16 protein-coding genes, 1 tRNA gene and 1 pseudogene are annotated in these 18,278 nt (G+C 63.9%); 7 read left to right on the top strand and 11 right to left on the bottom strand.

The window, feature by feature from the left end; genetic code table 11:
- The first annotated feature begins 26 nt into the window (after window positions 1–26).
- Both VF716_RS15085 and VF716_RS15080 read left to right on the top strand, forming a co-directional pair.
- Window positions 27–1,280, top strand: a complete 1,254-nt coding sequence (locus VF716_RS15085) for an IS256 family transposase (protein ID WP_011805383.1) — start codon at window positions 27–29, stop codon at window positions 1,278–1,280.
- A 206-nt stretch (window positions 1,281–1,486) separates the two neighbouring features.
- Window positions 1,487–1,753 (top strand): DUF4404 family protein, encoded by a 267-nt coding sequence (locus VF716_RS15080; RefSeq protein WP_013982427.1) that lies wholly within the window; start codon window positions 1,487–1,489, stop codon window positions 1,751–1,753.
- A 36-nt stretch (window positions 1,754–1,789) separates the two neighbouring features.
- Here VF716_RS15080 and queF read toward each other — a convergent pair whose 3' ends face one another.
- The 8 genes from queF to VF716_RS15040 form a co-directional block, all read right to left on the bottom strand.
- Window positions 1,790–2,620, bottom strand: coding sequence for an NADPH-dependent 7-cyano-7-deazaguanine reductase QueF (gene queF, locus VF716_RS15075; RefSeq protein WP_095461167.1), 831 nt, complete (start codon window positions 2,618–2,620; stop codon window positions 1,790–1,792).
- A gap of 92 nt (window positions 2,621–2,712) precedes the next feature.
- The gene (locus VF716_RS15070; RefSeq protein ID WP_011912814.1) at window positions 2,713–3,492 is read right to left on the bottom strand and encodes an ABC transporter permease; all 780 of its coding nucleotides are present in this window, start codon (window positions 3,490–3,492) and stop codon (window positions 2,713–2,715) included.
- Entirely contained in the window at window positions 3,489–4,418 is a 930-nt protein-coding gene (locus tag VF716_RS15065) for an ABC transporter ATP-binding protein (protein WP_013982425.1), read from the bottom strand. The genes VF716_RS15070 and VF716_RS15065 overlap by 4 nt, the downstream gene beginning before the upstream one ends.
- A gap of 85 nt (window positions 4,419–4,503) precedes the next feature.
- The gene (locus VF716_RS15060) at window positions 4,504–5,502 is read right to left on the bottom strand and encodes a succinylglutamate desuccinylase (protein ID WP_049341448.1); all 999 of its coding nucleotides are present in this window, start codon (window positions 5,500–5,502) and stop codon (window positions 4,504–4,506) included.
- Window positions 5,503–5,514: 12 nt separating this feature from the next.
- Window positions 5,515–5,796: a hypothetical protein gene (locus tag VF716_RS15055; protein WP_011912811.1), complete on the bottom strand. Its 282-nt coding sequence runs from the start codon at window positions 5,794–5,796 to the stop codon at window positions 5,515–5,517.
- Between the two features lie 56 nt (window positions 5,797–5,852).
- Window positions 5,853–7,073, bottom strand: coding sequence for an aspartate aminotransferase family protein (locus tag VF716_RS15050; protein ID WP_017245727.1), 1,221 nt, complete (start codon window positions 7,071–7,073; stop codon window positions 5,853–5,855).
- Window positions 7,074–7,214: 141 nt separating this feature from the next.
- Window positions 7,215–7,904, bottom strand: a complete 690-nt coding sequence (locus VF716_RS15045) for a crotonase/enoyl-CoA hydratase family protein (protein WP_013982422.1) — start codon at window positions 7,902–7,904, stop codon at window positions 7,215–7,217.
- A gap of 129 nt (window positions 7,905–8,033) precedes the next feature.
- A complete protein-coding gene (locus VF716_RS15040; protein ID WP_017245729.1) occupies window positions 8,034–9,320 on the bottom strand; it encodes an HD-GYP domain-containing protein in 1,287 nt (428 codons plus the stop codon).
- Between the two features lie 202 nt (window positions 9,321–9,522).
- On the opposite strand from VF716_RS15040, the gene VF716_RS15035 reads away from it, so the two are divergent.
- A tRNA-Ser gene (locus VF716_RS15035) sits at window positions 9,523–9,612 on the top strand.
- 182 nt (window positions 9,613–9,794) lie between these two features.
- Complete coding sequence (locus VF716_RS15030) at window positions 9,795–10,223, top strand: DUF1810 domain-containing protein (protein WP_095461163.1); 429 nt, start codon at window positions 9,795–9,797, stop codon at window positions 10,221–10,223.
- A 20-nt stretch (window positions 10,224–10,243) separates the two neighbouring features.
- Here VF716_RS15030 and VF716_RS15025 read toward each other — a convergent pair whose 3' ends face one another.
- The gene (locus VF716_RS15025) at window positions 10,244–10,756 is read right to left on the bottom strand and encodes a hypothetical protein (RefSeq protein ID WP_041755439.1); all 513 of its coding nucleotides are present in this window, start codon (window positions 10,754–10,756) and stop codon (window positions 10,244–10,246) included.
- A 359-nt stretch (window positions 10,757–11,115) separates the two neighbouring features.
- Between VF716_RS15025 and VF716_RS15020 the strand changes: the two are divergent.
- From VF716_RS15020 to VF716_RS15010, 3 genes and pseudogenes are all read left to right on the top strand, one after another.
- A pseudogene (locus VF716_RS15020) lies at window positions 11,116–11,471 on the top strand (rhodanese-like domain-containing protein).
- Between the two features lie 147 nt (window positions 11,472–11,618).
- Window positions 11,619–12,758, top strand: coding sequence for a mechanosensitive ion channel family protein (locus tag VF716_RS15015; RefSeq protein ID WP_053527946.1), 1,140 nt, complete (start codon window positions 11,619–11,621; stop codon window positions 12,756–12,758).
- Between the two features lie 112 nt (window positions 12,759–12,870).
- Complete coding sequence (locus tag VF716_RS15010) at window positions 12,871–15,315, top strand: acyl-CoA dehydrogenase (protein ID WP_053527945.1); 2,445 nt, start codon at window positions 12,871–12,873, stop codon at window positions 15,313–15,315.
- 124 nt (window positions 15,316–15,439) lie between these two features.
- On the opposite strand, the gene VF716_RS15005 is transcribed toward VF716_RS15010, so the two are convergent.
- Together VF716_RS15005 and VF716_RS15000 are read right to left on the bottom strand one after the other, a co-directional pair.
- Window positions 15,440–17,041, bottom strand: a complete 1,602-nt coding sequence (locus VF716_RS15005) for an ATP-binding protein (protein ID WP_048329497.1) — start codon at window positions 17,039–17,041, stop codon at window positions 15,440–15,442.
- A gap of 11 nt (window positions 17,042–17,052) precedes the next feature.
- Window positions 17,053–17,769: a winged helix-turn-helix domain-containing protein gene (locus tag VF716_RS15000; RefSeq protein ID WP_011912800.1), complete on the bottom strand. Its 717-nt coding sequence runs from the start codon at window positions 17,767–17,769 to the stop codon at window positions 17,053–17,055.
- Window positions 17,770–18,278 lie beyond the last annotated feature (509 nt).

Raw genomic sequence — 18,278 nt, 5'->3', positions numbered from 1 at the left:
CACAACCAACAGAGGAATGATACGCCATGTCCAAGTCTAACCTGCATGCTCTTTCACAGCCAGAGATGACTAGCAATGACCCGCTGCACGAGCTGATTCGGCAAGGTGCGCGTGACCTGATTGCCCGGGCAGTTGAGACAGAGCTCGAAGGTCTCTTGAGCCAGTACGCTGACATCAAGACGGCCGATGGCCGGCAGGCGGTGGTACGCAATGGGTATCTTCCCAAACGCACCATCCAGACCGGTGTTGGCGATGTGGAGGTTCAGGTGCCCAAGGTCCGGGATCGCAGTGGTGCCGGCATACGCTTCAATAGCCACCTGCTACCGCCTTATCTGAAACGAGCGAGGAGTATGGATGAGCTGATCCCATGGCTGTACCTACGGGGTATCTCGTCGGGCGACTTCCAGGAGGCCCTCAGCGCTCTGGTCGGCGAACAGGCCAAGGGCCTATCGGCCAACACGGTGTCCCGGCTCAAGGCGCAATGGCTTGATGAGCACAAGGATTGGCAGCGGCGGGATCTGAGCCAGACGCGTTACGTCTATTGGTGGGCAGACGGCGTGTACAGCAATGTCCGCTTGGATGACCGGCTTTGCCTGCTGGTAATTATCGGCGTCACTGAGCATGGCCATAAGGAGCTGGTAGCTGTTGAGGACGGCCACCGGGAGTCCGAAGCCAGTTGGCGAGAGCTGCTGACTGGGCTGAAGGAACGAGGCCTGGAGCCTTCCCCCAAACTTGCCGTAGGCGACGGCGCCCTTGGCTTCTGGAATGCCCTGAGCAAGGTGTTTCCTGATACCCGTCATCAACGGTGCTGGGTTCACAAGACCGCCAATGTGCTGGACAAGCTGCCCAAGTCGGTGCAGCCAAAGGTGAAGTCAGCACTACACGAGATCTACCTGGCGGAGACCCGTGACAGCGCTCACAAGGCGTTTAACAGCACCTTGAGCCGGTTCCGGGACAAGTACCCGAAGGCCATGGAGAACCTGGAGAAGGATCGCGACGAACTGCTGGCCTTCTATGATTTTCCGGCGATTCACTGGATTCACTTGCGGACCACCAACCCGATCGAATCCACCTTCGCCACCGTACGACTGAGGACCAAGCGGAGCCGGTCTTGCGGCTCCCGCGACACCACGTTATCGATGGTATTCAAACTGCTCCAATCCGCTCAGAAACGCTGGAAGCGAATAAAGGGATTCGATCAACTGAAGCTGGTCGTGGACAATGTTCAGTTTCAAGATGGAATACAGGTGGATAATCAATCGGACAGGAACGCTGCCTGATGGTCGTACACCAGATTTGACAATAACGCCCCGACGCAGACCGCGCAGTATAGAGCGAACACCCGTTTTGCGGCAGTCAGCCGGACACGCGGCCTGCCCTGCCCCCGCCCACCGATGCAAAGGCACGACAACGCCAGGCCGCTGGTTTAACCTTCGGGTATCGAGGCTTTTACCCGTCGCCCGTAAACCCATGAGAGGGAAGCAAAATGCCGGAACATGATCTGCAGTCGCAGCTCGAAGAACTGCGTAGTCAACTGGCCCAGGACACGCCGCTGACCGATGAGGAGCGCGCTTCGTTGCAGGCGATCGCTCAGGATATCGAAGCGCGACTGGCGACCGAGGGCACGACCGAATACAACGACTCGCTGGTGGATGGCGTCAACCTCGCGGTCGAACGCTTCGAGGTCAGCCACCCGGGCATGGCCATGACCCTGCGCAACATCATGCAGACCCTGGCCAATATGGGCATCTGAAAGCCGCTCGCGGGTCGCGCCATGCGACCCGCTGCGTCACTGGCGCACCAGGCGGCGGTTGCCCACCACCAGCGCCTCGGTGCTGCGGTACGGGTTGATATCCAGCCCGCCACGGCGCACATAGCGCGCGTAGACGGTGAGCTTCTCGGGCCGCAGCAGACGCTGCAGGTCCAGGAAGATGCGCTCCACGCACTGCTCGTGGAAATCGGCGTGCTGGCGAAAGCTCACCAGATAGGCCAGCAGACTCTCCGGCAGCAGCGCCGCACCGCGATACTCCACCACCACACTGCCCCAGTCCGGCTGGCCGGTGACCGGGCAGTTGGATTTGAGCAGGTGGCTGTGCAGTGATTCCTCGACCACCCGACCGGCATCGCAGGTCAGCAGCTCGGGCCGCGGATGGTCATAGTCCTGAATGGCGACATCCAGTTCGTCGATGCAACGCCCTGGCAGCGTCGCGACGCCATCGGCGGTGACTTCGTCCAGCGTGCGCAGGCGCACCCTGACCGGCTTGCCGGCAGCGGCCGACAGATCGCCGGTCATCACTTTCAGCAGCGCGTCCCGTGATTCGAACACCGATTGGTTCAGCGAATTGAGGTAGAGCTTGAACGACTTGGACTCGATGATGTTCGGCGAGTCCGCCGGAATCTCGAATTCGCCGATCGCCACCACCGGCTTGCCGGACGGCAGCAGCCAGGACAGCTCGTAGCAATTCCACAGATCCACGCCCTGATAGGGCAGCGTTTCTGCGGTCAGCCCGAGCTCGGCCCACTTCGGCGCACGCGGAATCGGGAACAGCAGCCCCGGGCTGTAGGTGGCGACGTAGTCGCTGGACTTGCCCAGCGGAGAATGTTCGGCGGGATGCTGCATCGGAAGGGAACCTGAACGGAAAACGCCGCGAAGTTTAGCGCTTCGCGGCGTTCTTTTCAGCGCCATCGACGCTGCGGGCGGAGAAGCGGCTGCTATTGCCGCATGCCTCGCCCACTCTTGAGCAGGTGCACGGATACCAGGTAGAGCACCGCCACCGCTACCAGCATGAAGCTGATCGCCACCCCGATGCGGATATCCGAAACGCCGAGAATGCCGTAGCGGAAGGCATTGACCATGTGCAGCACCGGGTTGGCCAGCGACAACGTCTGCCAGAACGGCGACAGCAGGTTGATCGAATAGAACACACCGCCCAGGTAAGTCAGCGGCGTCAGCACGAACGTCGGGATGATCGAGATATCGTCGAAGTTGCGCGCGAACACGGCGTTGATGAAGCCGCCCAGGGCGAAGATGCTCGCGGTCAGGGTGATGACCAGCACCGTCACGCCGAGATGGTGCACCTGCAGCGAAGTGAAGAACATCGACAGCAGCGTGACGATCACCGCCACCGCCAGCCCGCGGGTGATCCCGCCCAGGGCGAAGCCGATGACAATGACGTGCGGCGACACCGGCGAGACCAGCAGTTCCTCGATGGAGCGCTGAAACTTGGTGCTGAAGAAGCTCGATACCACGTTGCTGTAGGAGTTTGTGATCACCGACATCATGATCAGCCCCGGCACGATGTAGTCCATGTAGCTGAAGCCATCCATGTCACCGATCCGCGCGCCGATCAGGCTGCCGAAGATGACGAAGTACAGCACCATGGTGATCGCCGGGGGCAGCAGCGTCTGGGGCCAGATGCGCGTATAGCGACGGATCTCTCGCTGCACTATGGTCTGCAGCGCAACCAGGTTGGGACGCAGTTCGCCGCTCATGACTTCACCTTCAGGTTGTTCTCCACCAGCGACACGAACAGCTCCTCCAGCCGGTTGGTCTTGTTGCGCAGGCTCAGCACCTCGATGCCCTGAGCGCCGAGCAGACGGAACAGCTCGGTGACACCCTGGCTTTTCTCCACCTGCACTTCGAGGGTGTGATGGTCGATCAGCCGCGACGGATAGTTGCCCAGTTCAGGCGCCACCAGTTGCGACTCTTTGAGATCGAGCAGGAAGGTTTCCACGTGCAGCTGCTTGAGCAACTCGCGCATGCTGGTGTTCTTGACGATCTGGCCGTGATCGATGATGCCGATGTTGCGGCACAGCTGCTCGGCCTCTTCCAGGTAGTGGGTGGTGAGGATGATGGTGATTCCCTCGCGGTTGAGTTCGGTGAGGAACGACCACATCGACCTGCGCAGCTCGATGTCCACGCCGGCGGTGGGCTCGTCGAGAATCAACAGGCGCGGCTGATGGATCAGCGCCCGGGCGATCATCAGACGACGCTTCATGCCGCCGGAGAGCATGCGCGAGGACACGTCACGCTTGTCCCACAGGCCCAGCTGGTTCAGGTAGCGCTCCGCGCGCTCCTTGGCGATCTTCGCCGGAATGCCGTAATACCCGGCCTGGGTGACCAAGATGTCGAAGGCCTTCTCGAACTGGTTGAAGTTGAATTCCTGCGGCACCACGCCCAGGCAGCGCTTGAGCCCGGACGGGTCGCGATCCAGGTCGTGGCCGAACACGTTGACCGTGCCGCCACTCTTGTTCACCAGGGTCGAGAGGATGCCGATGGTGGTGGACTTGCCGGCGCCATTGGGGCCGAGCAACGCGAAAAAGTCGCCTTCGGCGACATCGAGATCGATGCCCTTGAGGGCCTGGAAGCCGTTGCCGTAGGTCTTGGTCAACTGCCGGATGGACAGAGCAGTACTCATAAGAAGGTGCACACAACGCAGGAGGAGTGAAGCTAGATAAGGGCGCGAGCAGCCAATTGCAACCGCGCATTTCCCGGCGCGGGTATCACTGCCCTGCCTCGAGCCGCTCCAGCGGCACGACGATCAGCGCGGCACGCTGGCCTTCGGCGACGTCGGCCATGGGAAACAGAATGCGGGCGCCCGGTTCGTCGACCACCCAGCGCGCCGCCTCATCCTCGGCCAGCAAGCTGCCGAGCGGCAGCGGTGTGAAGTTCTCGATATCCGGCGGCAGACACAGCCGGAACCGCGGGCTGCGCTTGATGATCTCGCGGGAAATCTGCAGCAGCTGCAGCTCGGCCCCGGAACCGACCGGCAGCGTTCGCCCCTCGATCATTGCGATCAATCCGGTTTCGAACGCCAGCACGGCAGGGTGCACGGCCTCCACCCCGCTTTCGGCGAGTTCGAGGGTGAAGGCCTCGGCGCCATGTCGCATGGCAGTCAGCGCGGTGAAGGTGGACGTGGCCTGACGCTGCAACAGGACGCCATTGATGGCCAGCCCCTGCAGCCGGGCCAGCGCCTCGGCGGGCGCCTGTTGGTCTTCGCGCCAGGGACAGATGGCGAACTGGGGCAGGCGCGACGGACGCATCGCCGAGTGCAGATCATAGTGCCGGCGCTGGCGCCCGGAACCACCGAAGAAGCTGCTGACCAATGCTTCCAGCTCCGCCGCACGAATGGCCTCGCTGCCCCAGACATCGGCATGCGCGCCCCGGAACAGGCGATTGAGGTCATGGTCGACCTGCCGCAGCGTCCGCCGCATCGCCGCCGGGTTGGCGAACAGCAGCAACAGGCGTGCACGGGTCCTGATCTCGCCACGGGCGAGCGCTCGGATCAGGTGATCCAGCACATGGATGGGGACGAGTTCGTTGCCATGAACGCCTGCAGAGATCAGCAGGTCGAGGCCGAGGTCGGTGCTGGCGGGCGGAGAAACGAGCAGCGCGCCCTCGGCCAGCCAGTGCAGCTTCACCCCATGCGGGGTGAGCTGGATCTTCTCGCAGGGCTCACGGCCGGCGAGGGTCAGCTCCAGCAGCTTGCCGAGGGCGAGCATGCCGGGCCGCGGTCAGTGGTTGCAGTCGGGGCCGTGGACGTGCTCGTCGTCATCGGCCTCGACCGGCTCCATTTCCAGCTGCAGGCTGACCAGGTTGGTCGCCAGCGGGCGCAGCACCAGATTGGCGTATTCGGTATCGCCATCCTCGACATCCACGCCGATCATCAGCTGGCCGTTGCCGACCTGTTGAATCCATACCTCGCGCCCCTGCCAGACGACCGCGAAGCGGGTGCAGGAGGTTTCCAGTTGGGTTCCGTCGACGTCTTCCAGAACCAGTTGCAGGCTATCGCTCATTGAGTGTGCTCTCGTTTGGTAGAGGCGCGATGCCCTTCGGCACCGCGCAGGATTGATCAGGCCTGGGTCAGCGTCGCGATGGCGCGCTCGAAACGATCCAGCCCCTCGTCTATGTCAGCTTCGTCGATGATCAGACTCGGCGCCAGGCGAACCACGTCCGGCCCTGCCTGCAGCACCATCAGCGCCTCCTTCTCCGCCGCGGCCCAGAATGCACCGGCCTTGCCTTTCCAGGCATCCGAGAGCACGCAGCCGATCAACAGGCCGCGGCCGCGGACCTGGCTGAACACGCCGTAGCGCTCACCGATCTGCAACAGCCTGGCCTTGAAGCGCTCGTGGCGGGCCTTGACGCCCTCCAGCACCTCCGGGGTGTTGACGATATCCAGCACCGTCTCGGCCACCGCGCAGGCCAGCGGATTGCCGCCGTACGTGGTGCCGTGGGTACCGACGCTGAAATGGGCGGCGATCTCGTTGGTGGTCAGCATCGCACCGATCGGGAAGCCGCCACCCAGGCTCTTGGCGTTGGTCAGAATGTCCGGCGTGACGCCATAGTGCATGTAGGCGAACAGCTCACCGGTACGGCCCAGACCGGTCTGCACCTCATCGAAGATCAGCAGCGCGTTGTGCTCGTTGCACAGCTGGCGTGCGCCTTCCAGGTACGCCTGTTCGCCCGGCAGGATGCCGCTCTCGCCCTGGATCGGTTCGAGCACCACGGCACAGGTCTTGTCGGAGATCGCCGCCTTCAGCGCTTCGAGGTCGTTGTAAGGCACGTGAGTAATGCCTTCGATCTTCGGCCCGAAGCCATCGGAGTACTTCGACTGCCCGCCCACCGTGACGGTGAACAGGGTGCGGCCGTGAAAGCTGTTGAGCGCCGAGATGATCTCGAATTTCTGCGGGCCGTACACATCATGGGCGTAGCGACGGGCCAGTTTGAACGCCGCCTCGTTGGCCTCTGCACCGGAATTGCAGAAGAAGGCGCGGTCGGCGAAGGTCGCCGCCACCAGCTTCTTGGCCAGGCGCAGCGCCGGCTCGTTGGTATAGATGTTGGAGATGTGCCAGAGCTTGCCAGCCTGCTCCGTCAGTGCCGCGATCATGGCCGGATGGGCATGGCCCAGGGCGTTGACCGCGATGCCGCCAGCGAAGTCCACCAGTTCTCGACCGCTCTGATCCCATACTCGCGAGCCCAGACCACGCACCGGCACGAAGGCGGCGGGGGCGAAAGTGGGAACAATGACCTGGTCGAAATCGGCGCGTTCTACCGGGGTGTGCGGGGCGGACATCGGGGCTCTCCTGCGAGGCGACACTGAATGAGAAATGAAAACGCCCCGCCATCGGCGGGGCGTCACTTGCGCAGTGTAAACGCAGGGCCGGCCCTCGTGCGCACTCGAACGGAAATTCTCTCGCGCAGTGGGCCTGCCGGGTCAGCCGAAGTGCTGCTGATCCAGGGCGATCGCCTGGTCCAGCGTCTCCAGCAGCGCCTTGCGCACTTTCAGCTTGGTGTTCTTGTGCGCCACCATGTTGATCTTTTTCAGCTGCTCGGCAGCCGCCTTAGCCACCGCCAGCAGCTCACCGGCTGGCACTACCTTGTCGAGGAAGCCGGCATCCACTGCGCCTGCCGGGTCGAACATCTCGCCATTGATCACCGAGCGATGGAATGCCGACTTGCGCAGGCGATCACGTGCCAGCTCGATACCAGCGTGGTGCATGGTCATGCCGATCTGCACCTCGTTGAGGCCGATATGGAAAGGGCCCTCGACCCCGATGCGGTAATCCGACGACAAGAGCAGGAAGGCGCCCTTCGCGATGGCGTGCCCCGGGCAGGCGACGATGATCGGGAATGGATGCGCCAGCATGCGGCGGGAGAAGGTCGAGCCGGTGGCGACCAGTGCCATGGCATTCTGCGGGCTAGAGGTCATGACCTTGAGGTCGTAGCCACCGGAAAGGATGCCGGGCTGGCCGGTGAGGATGACGATGGCCCGGTCCTGCTCGGCGCGATCCAGCGCCGCATTGAGCGCCTCGAATACCGCAGGCGAGAGCGCGTTGACCTTGCCGTTGCAGAGCGTCAGCGTGGCGACGCCGTCTTCGAATTGGTAGGAGACCAGCTCAGTCATGACGAGATTCCTTGTTCTTGAAGTGCGCAGACGTTACCCAGCACCCGGGTTCAGGTAAAGCACGATGACCGACCGGCCGGTCACGCTTTGCGCCTGGAAACGGCGGTGCAGGCGGCCGGATGCCAGGGCTCAGGCGTCCAGTTCGAAGTCGGCCAGGGCCTGCGGATGCAGAATCGACTGCAACTCCGGATCGGCGATATGCAAACCGAAAGAGCCATCGGGCAGCCCACCGCAGATGCGATAAGGCGTGCCCTCCTCGTCCACGGTGATCCGCGCCAGGTCCAGATAACGCGGCGTGCAGCGCTGCTTTGCCGCATCGCGCAGCACCACGACCCGCGGGCGCAGCTGCAGCTGCTCGTGCTTTTCGACCACCACCGCCACTTCGCCGGTGTGCAGTTCGACCAGCGTGCCGACCGGGAAGGCGCCGAGCCAACGGATGAATTCGCGCACCAGCTCCTCGTCGAATTGCCGGCCACTGGCGCTGCGCAGGATCTCGAAGGCCGACTGCACCGGTCGCGCGTAGTCGTAGGCGCGATGACTGGTGATGGCATCGAACGCATCGACGATGGTGATGATGCGCGTCATGTAGGGAATCTGTGACGGCCCGGAGCCAAGCGGATAGCCAGTGCCATCGAGCCGTTCGTGATGACCGTAGGCGGCCTGCAGCGCCACCTGGGGTATGCCCGGCTGCGCCTGTAGCGCCTCCAGCCCGAACGCCGGGTGGCGCTTGATCAGGTCGAATTCCTCGGCGGTGAGTTTGCCCGGCTTGTTGAGAATCTCGGGATCGATGCGCATCTTGCCGACGTCATGCAGCAGTCCGGCCATGCCCAGCAGCTGCAGCTTGTCATCCGCCAGGCCGAGGTGATTGCCGAACCCCATCGCCATGATCGAAACGGACAGGCAGTGCAGGCTGGTATACAGGTCCTTGCTCTTCAGCCGGATCAGCCAGAGCATCGCGCTTTCATTGCGCAGCATGCTCGCCAGGTTGCGCTTGACCACGCCATGGCAGGCCCGCGTGTCGATCACTCGGCCATGCTGCACGTCGGCGAGAACCTGTTCGATCAGCTCGGAGCCGTCCCGATAAGCCGCGCGAGCCTCTTCTATCTCGCTGGCCAGTGGCTGCTGCGGCCGCTGCGGGGTCTTGCGTTCGCGCGGCGCCACGGCGGCGGGTGCACCGTGCTGTAACCGAACCCGCCGCGTATCGTCGACATACACATACAGGCAGCACTCGCGCACGGCACGCATCTCGTCGGGCGTGAGCAGTGGAAATCCCTGAAAGGCGAAATTCGTTTCGCTCCATGGACGGTCCAGCTCACAGACGAACATGCCCAGTTCCAAGTTGGCCACCGCCACCCGACGTCGGGTAGGCACCACCAAGGTATCGGGATGGTTGTCTGACTCGCTTGTCAGTCTCATGGGACAGCCGCGCTCCATTCGCTTGCCTTCAACATAACCCAAGCGAACGCCGAGGTTGCAACTCAGTCTAGCGGAACGTGCAGCCCATCACCCGAGCGAAGCGGATTTGTTAAGCGCATGAATAAGTTAAAAAAGTTTTTGCCAAAGGCCATTCGTTCGATTACATTAGCGCGCCTCGACGGACATGAACCTCCGTCGATCCGGTGAGGTGTCCGAGCGGTTGAAGGAGCACGCCTGGAAAGTGTGTATACGAGAAATCGTATCGAGGGTTCGAATCCCTCCCTCACCGCCAGATCGAAGAAAAGCCCCTGACTTCCAAGAAGTCAGGGGCTTTTTCGTTTCGGGGTGCCTGTCGTCATGGCTGCCTCGCACTCAATGACTGGCGACCACCCCGCCGCATGTCCAGCAGCCGTTGCCAGTCCCCGCCACCTGTAGCATGTTCAAGGCCTTGCTTCACGACGGGATGCCTTTCCCATGAACGACCCATTTGATCTGCAGCGCTTTGTCGATGCCCAGCGCGACCACTACGAACAGGCGCTGCAGGAGCTGCGCGCCGGGCGAAAACGGACGCACTGGATGTGGTACGTATTCCCGCAACTGCATGGGCTGGGCCGTAGCGCCATGGCGCAGCGCTACGCCATTTCCGGGCGGGACGAAGCCCTCGCCTATCTGCAACACCCTTTGCTCGGGCCCCGCATGCAGGCCTGCACCCAGGCAATGCTCGAACACCGGGCCACCAGCGCGCACCGGATTCTGGGCAGCCCGGACGATCTCAAGTTCCACTCCTGCATGACCTTGTTCGCCCGTACCGCGCAGCAGCCAGCCTTGTTCGAAGACGCCCTGCAGGCCTTTTTCGACGGTCAGCCGGACAGGGCGACGCTGGAACGCCTGGACGGCTGCTGATCAGGAAGCGTCAGCACCGATCAAGGTTGCCCGGCCGCACCGCCAGTCGGGCCACCGGTCGCCGCACCGCCACTGCTGGATCCGGCGGCACCGTTACCGTCATCTGTTCCCAATCCACCCGGCGGGGTGACGCCGCCCGGGCTGGCGTTTCCATTGGCACCACCTGGCGCGCCCGGGGTCTGGGTTGCGCCGGGTGCAGGGGCAGTCCCGGCACCACCACTGGGCTGCTGCATATTGTCATGGGCGCTGGGCAAGCCGGTTCCGGCCGGGGGATTGGCGGTACCTGGAACGTTCGGCTGCGGATTGACCGCATCGCTCTGCACGCCGCCGCGATTGATACCCTGCGTCTGATTCTGCGAGGCATCCGACTCGCGGATTCGGTTGATATCCCGGCCGATCTGCTGGCGATTGTCCTCCAAATCGGCGCCCATCTGATCACGCTCCTGCTGCAGCGTCATGTCCTGCTGCTGGGCGAAGGCGGCGGTGGATGCGGCACTGAGCAGCACCAACAGCGATAGCATTGGCTTGTTCATCGGTAGCCCTCCAGTTCTGTCTACTCATGGAAGACAACCTGAAGATGCGCTTGGCTCCCTTCTTCAGCCCGATTGCTGGTGTGGAACTTGCTTGCATCTTTCCGCCAGGGCCGAATGATCAGCGCGTCTCGTTTTCGCAGAGAGCTTTCTGGAAACCGCGGTCCGCGTGCCGTCTCAGCCATCGCGACAAGGCGACAATCCGCTACACAAAAGAATAAAAGGCCATGTCATGCTCAAGCAGAAGAAATTTCGTCAGGCGACACTGATCGTGATCGCCACGGCAGTGATCCTGATCCTGCCAAACCTGTCCCGCATATTCAGCTGAGCGCGCCCCACAGCGCGCCGCGAGGAGTCCGAAAATGCGCGCTCTCACCCTACTGCTGCTCGGCGCTCTCGGCTTCGGCGCCAACTCCGGCGAGATCGACCAGGCCGCGCCCTCAAGCTCCTGCAGCAACCGGAAACCGTGCTGATCGATGTTCGAACCGCGGACGAGTTCGCCGAAGGCGCCCTGCCCGGCGCGGTTCGCGTCGAGACGCCGGACCTGGCCCGACACATCGGTGCCCTGGCGCCCGCCAAAGACACGCCCATCGTCGTCTATTGCCGTAGCGGCCGACGCTCTTCGGCCGCCCAGGACGTTCTCGAGGGGCTCGGCTACAGCCGCATCGTCAACGCCGGCGCCTACGAAACGCTCGCCCCGGCGTTCAGTCCCGACTGATCCTGCTCTCACGCCGCACTAGGCGCCCACCTTCGGCAGGCCACCGACAAGGGAACTTCTGCGCGGCGAGGACCACTGAAAAAGGCGAGGACCACTGAAAAAAAGTGGTCTTCGCCGCATTCATGCGCACCCTTACCGGAGGATTGGATGAACTGGGACGCCCTGCTAAACGAGACTTTCTGGATCAACCTGGCCATCGTGCTGGGCATCACCATCGTCAGCTATCTGGTCCTACGCGCCATCCTCGGGATCGTCACGCGGCGCCTCAACAAGCTCGCCACCGGGTCCAAGACCAAGTTTCTCGGGATCGCCGCCGAACTGCTTTCAGGCACCAGCAATCCACTGATCCTGGCCTTCTCGCTGCTCATCGCCCTGAAGACGGTCGAATTGTCGCCACGCTGGGAATCGACCATGTCCCATGGCTGGTTCATCGCCCTGGCGTTCCAGATCGCGCTGTGGATGGATACCGGCGTGCGCCTGTGGATGGAGAGCCTGACCCGCGACGGCAAGGCGCGCAATCCGGTGACCACCACCATCATCGGCATCATGATCCGCATCGTGGTCTGGACCATGATGCTGCTGTCGATCCTGGCCAACCTGGGTGTCGACATCACCGCCATGGTCGCCAGCCTCGGTGTCGGTGGTATCGCCATCGCCCTGGCCGTGCAGACGCTGCTCAGCGACATCTTCGCCTCGCTGTCCATTGGCGTGGACAAACCCTTCGAGATCGGCGACTTCGTGGTATTTGGCGAAGTGGCCGGCAATATCGAGCACATTGGCCTGAAAACCACGCGCATCCGCGCCCTCAGCGGTGAACAGGTCGTCATTTCCAACGCCGACCTGTTGCGGCAGATCGTGCACAACTACAAGCGCATGAACACGCGACGGATCGTCTTCAAGTTCGGCATCACCTACAACACGCCGACCGAGAAGGTGAAGGAAGTTGCCGCCCTGGTGAAACGCATCATCGAAGGCATCGAGGTGGCCAAGTTCGATCGCGCGCATTTCCTGGGGTTCGACGACAGCCAGTTGACCTTCGAAGTCGTCTACATCATGCAGGTATCGGACTACAACCGGTACATGGACACCCAGCAGGCGATCAACCTGGCTCTGCTCGAAGGCCTGCGCGAAATGGACGTGCAGTTCGCCTTCCCGACCCGCAGCGTCGAGTTCATTGGCGGGCGACTGCCCGAGGTCAGCGTGGCCGGTGTGCCGCAGGAGAAAGCGGCCAACCAGCCCGCCGGCGATGCCGAAAGCCAACCGCGCGGGATCCAGCCCAGCACCTGATGAATCACCCGCCGCAGGCCGACGGCCTGCGGCGACACCGCGTCCCACGCCCGCTCGGCCGCGAGCGCCTATGCTGAAGACGGAAGCATTTCACCCATAAAGGACAAGACTCATGACGCTGCTCTGGCTGTTGGTACTCCTGCTCGGCATCGCCGTGCTCGCCCACCTGCGCGTAGCGCCCCGGCTGGCACTGGCGATCGTCGCCACCTACCTGATCTTCATGACCGCGGCGGAACCCTCCGGGGTGGTGGTGCTCCTGCTCTGGCTGGTGCTGATCGCCGTGGCCGTGCCACTGCTCGTCGCCGATGTGCGCCTGCGCTATTTCAGCGGCCCTATGTTCGACTGGTTCAAGAAAGTCCTACCGCCGATTTCCGCCACCGAGCGCGACGCCATCGACGCCGGCACCGTCTGGTGGGATGGCGAGCTGTTCAGCGGCCGCCCGGATTGGGACACCCTGCTCGGCTATCCGAAGGCCCGTCTTACGAATGAAGAACAGGCCTTTCTCGACGGCCCAACCGAAACCCTCTGTGCGCTGGCCAGCGAATGGGACATCGCCCAACGGATGGACCTGCCGCCCGCCGCCTGGGACTACATCAAGGCCGAAGGCTTCTTTGCCCTGATCATCCCCAAGGAATATGGCGGCAAGGGCTTCTCCGCCTATGCCCATTCGCAGATCGTGATGAAGCTCGCCACCCGCAGCGGCGACCTTGCCAGCACCGTGATGGTGCCCAACTCCCTCGGCCCGGCCGAGTTGCTGATGCACTACGGCACCGAGGAGCAACGCAACCACTACCTGCCACGCCTGGCCAACGGCACCGACATCCCCTGCTTCGCCCTCACCGGCCCCTACGCCGGGAGCGATGCCGGCGCCATGAACGACAGCGGCGTGATCTGCCGCGGCCAATGGCAAGGCGAGGAAGTGCTCGGCCTGCGCCTGAACTGGGAGAAGCGCTACATCACCCTCGGCCCAGTGGCGACGCTGCTCGGCGTGGCCTTCAAGACCTACGACCCGGACCACCTGCTGGGCGATGAAGAAGAGCTCGGCATCAGCCTGGCACTGATCCCCACCGACACGCCCGGCGTTGAGATCGGCCGTCGCCATCTGCCACTGGGCGCAGCCTTCATGAATGGGCCGAACTGGGGCAAGGACGTCTTCGTGCCACTGGAAGCCATCATCGGCGGCCGCGACATGATCGGCAAAGGCTGGATGATGCTGATGAACTGCCTGTCGGTCGGCCGCTCGATCTCCCTGCCGGCGACCGGCACCAGCGCCGCCAAGGTCTGCAGCTACGTGAGCGGTCGCTATGCGCAGGTCCGCGAGCAGTTCAACGTGCCGCTCGCCGCCTTCGAAGGCATCCAGGAACCGCTGGCGCGCATCGGCGGCAACGCCTGGCTGATGGACGCGGCACGTATCCTCACCGCCAACGCCGTCGACCTGGGCGAAAAGCCCTCGGTGCTGTCGGCCATTCTCAAGTACCACCTCACCGAACGCGGCCGCGCCTGCATCACCGACGCCATGGATATCCACGGCGGCAAGGGCATCATCCTCGGCCCGAACAACTACCTCGGCCGGATGTGGCTGTCGGCGCCGATCTCCATCACCGTTGAAGGTGCCAATATCCTCTCGCGCAACCTGATGATCTTCGGCCAGGGCGCGATCCGCTGCCATCCGTTCGTGCTGCGGGAAATGGAGCTGGTCCATGAGCCGGACCGCGACGCCGCGGTGAGCAAGTTCGACAACCTGCTGATGCAGCACATCGGCTTCGCCGTCAGCAACACGGCCAGCACCCTGCTGCTGGGCCTGAGCTTCGGCCTGATGGGGCGAGTGCCCGGCACCGCCGTGACGCAGCCCTACTTTCGCGCGCTCAACCGCATCGCCGCAGCCTTCGCCATGCTGGCCGATCTATCGATGATGCTGCTGGGCGGCGAGCTCAAGCGCCGCGAACGGCTGTCCGCGCGCCTGGGCGACGTGCTCAGTCATCTCTACCTCGCCTCGGCTGCGCTCAAGCAGTTCCACGACCTCGGCCACCCGGCCGAACAGGAGCCGCTGCTGCGCTGGGCGCTGGAGGACTGCCTGGAGAAAGCCGAAAGCGCGCTGCAGGAAGTGCTGGCCAACTTCCCCAACCGCATTCTCGGGCACCTGCTGCATGCCCTGGTGTTCCCCTTCGGTGCACGGCACAAGGGGCCGTCCGACGCGCTGGATGCCGAAGTCGCCGCTCTGCTCGGCCGCCCCGAGGGCGATCCGGCGCTGGAGCGCATCCTCGACGGCATGTATCGCCCGCAGGACCCCGAGCAGCCTCTGGGCGCGCTGAAGCATGCCTTCGACGCCCTGGCCGCCAGCCAGGGTGCGGCGAAGAAGCTGGCCAGGGCGATGAAAGGCGGCACGCTGCGGCCGTTGCCGGGCGAACATCCGATCGATGCAGCGCTGACCGCCGGCGCGCTCGATCCGGCCGAAGCCGAACAGCTGCGCATGGCCGAGCTGGCGCGCCGCAAGGTGATCGACGTGGATGACTTCGCCAAGGAAGAGCTGACGCTGGATGAAGGCCGGATTCGTTGATGGAGATGGGGCGCGGGCACTACGTAGCACTCGCGTAGGGTGGGCTTCAGCCCACCAGTCCTCGCCCTCGCCACAGCTTCCAGCGGGCTGAAGCCCGCCCTGCCGCAGCTGTGGGAACGTCAGCTCAATCCACGTGCTGCCGCGGCCAGACCAGACTGAAACGTGCGCCACCGAGCTCACTGTGCCCGACTTGGGAACGGCCGCCATGCCAGTAGATGATGCGTCGCACGATGGACAGGCCCAGCCCATGCCCGCCCGACGCACGGGTGCGGCTGTCGTCCAGACGCAGGAATGGCGTGAAGACCTTTTCCCAGTCCGCTTCCGGCACACCGGGGCCGTCGTCGTCCACATCCAGCCGCGCCGTTTGCCCGTTGATGGCGAAGCTGACCCGTACCTGCCGCTCGGCATGGCGCATGGCATTGGTGATCAGGTTGCTCAGCGCGCGGCGCAGGTATTGGGGCTCGGCATCGGCCCAACCGCTGCCGTCTTCGGCGACCACGCACTCGCCGCGGTCGACGCTGACATCAGGGCGCAAGGGCGCCAGCTCGCCGATCACCTGATCGACCAGCGCTCCCAGCTCCACCTGCTGGAAACTCAGGTTCGGCGAACCGCGCTCCAGCCGTGAATACACCAGCATCTCGTCCACTAGCGCATCGAGGTCATCGATGTCGCCATCCATGCCGGCCAGGTACTTCTGCCGCGCCTCGTCGGTCTGGGCCTCGGCGGTCATCTCCAGGCCGAAGCGCAGGCGCGCGACGGGAGTGCGCAGCTCGTGGGCGACGGCGCTGACCATCTCCCGCTGTACTGCCAGCAAGCGCTGCAGATGCTTGGCCATGCCATTGAAGGCCGCCGCCAGTCGGCCCACCGAGTCGGTGCCGACGTCCGGCACGCGGGTTTCCAGATTGCCCGCCGCGATGCGCGTGGCTGCGCTTTCCAGCACGCTCAGGCGCTGCTCGAGCTGGCGCACCAGCAGATAGACCGTCAGGCCAATCAGCGACAGCCCGAGCACACCGATCAGTACCAGCAGCTGCGGCGGATAGGGATTCATCTGATGCAGCGGGCCGAGCTGCATGATCCAGCGCGTACCGGCGATGGCGGCGAACACGCGCACGGCATCACCGCCGCGGGCCAGGGCCATGACGGTGTCGCCTTCGTCCAGGCGTCTGCGCTGATCGTCGTCGAGGTTGGCATTGTCGCGGGTCAGCAGCTCCAGATCGAAGCCGAAGCCGCGCGCCTGCTTCAGCTCGGCGAGCCGCCTGGGCTGCTCCGCTTCGGGATAGCGGATCAGCTCGTCGATCAGCAGATAGATGGTGGCGCGCGCCAGCTGCTCGCTCAGCTGCTCCACCTCGCCGGTGAGCACCAGCCGATCGCGGGCGCTGACCAGGCTGAATACCGTGGTGCTGCGCGGCCGGATCTGCTCGACCAGCACCTGCCCGCGTAGAAGGCGCGCCTCCAGCCGGCTATCCAGGCTGACATCGTCCAGCGTCCGCACCCGCAGCGGAATGCCCAGCAGCCGCCCCCAGAGGTTGGCGGCCTGGCGCCGCTCGACGGGCGTCATGCTGCTCATGTTGTGCGCCATCAGGCGGAAGGTGCCGCTGGCCAGGCGCTCGCGGTGATCGTCGGCGCGAAACTGGTTGAGCAGATGCAGCCCGCCGGCCCCGAGCAGCGCGACCAGCACCAGCACGCCGAGCATGCCGCCGTAGATGCGCAGGAAGATCGAATTCATGGAGAACGGCGCTACACCAGCGCCGCAGCCGCTTCGGAAACGAACAGATAGCCCTTGCCGCGCACCGTCTTGATCAGCCTGGGGTGATCCGGGTCATCGCCGATCTTCGGGCGGATACGCGAAATGCGCACATCGATGGAGCGGTCCTGGCCGTCGTATTCGATGCCGCGCAACTGGGCGAAGATTTCTTCACGGGAGAGGATGCGCCCGGGGTTGGACGTGAGCAGCCAGAGCAGATCGAACTCGGCGCCGGTCAGCTCGATCTGGTGTTCGCGCAACCAGGCCTCGCGTAGGGCGCTGTCGATCACCAGCGGGCCGAACTGCAGGCGCTTGGCGCTGGCCGGCACTTCCGCCTCTCGGCGCCGCAACAGGGCGCGGATGCGCGCCAGCAGCAGCCGCGGCCGCACCGGCTTGCAGACGTAATCGTCGGCGCCGGTTTCCAGCCCCAGCACCTGATCGAGATCATCGGCCCGCGCGGTGAGCATGAGGATCGGCCCATCGTAGCGGTCGCGCACCCGTCGGCAGATCGACAGGCCGTCTTCGCCGGGCAGCATCAGGTCGAGCACCACCAGGTCCGGACGCTCCTCGATGATGCGCTCGACCGCACAGGCGCCGTCCGACTCGATCGACACCTCGAAGCCGCCATTGCCGTGCAGATACTCCTGCGTCAGCTCGGCCAGTCGCCGATCGTCCTCGACGATGAGAATACGCCACGTCTCTTGTTCCATCCCCGCCCCCCTGTCTACGCGTCAGGCCACAAACCGAACAGCGCGCATTGTACCCAACGCCTGCCCGCGCACGATGCACAAAAAACGTGCAGGGGCAAATACAACATCTAGTGTCGGCCCAATCCGTGAAAATGCGCCCGGCGGTGCGTATTTCGTCGGCTTTCGCGCAGGCGCCGAAGCCATGCGGGCTGTGGCCGGGCGCTGTGCTTTAACCCACAAAGGGCTCACACCTTATCCACAGCTTATCCCCGGAGGCGGTCTTGCATTGGCCCCGAGCCAGCATTATCTTGTCGCCTCTGCGCGTCTCAGCCCCTAGATGTTGGGTTCTGGCACGCGAAACGACACAAGTGAAGAAATATCGAGCCGGGCGCGCAGCCCTCCTCCTGATCAGTTCTGCAACATTGTTCGGCGCCTCAGGTCAAGCGCAACAGCAAGACCGCAAGGCCGCCATGACGACTTCAAGCCCGGATCTAGCAGCTGTGCTCGGAGCCACGACAAAACACAACATA

The sequence above is a fragment of the Stutzerimonas sp. Brlt_14 genome, assembly GCF_051948915.1.
GTDB classification, from domain to species: Bacteria; Pseudomonadota; Gammaproteobacteria; order Pseudomonadales; family Pseudomonadaceae; genus Stutzerimonas; species Stutzerimonas stutzeri.
The sequence above is the reverse complement of the archived record's forward strand: the minus strand, read 5'-3'. Positions and strand labels throughout refer to the sequence as shown.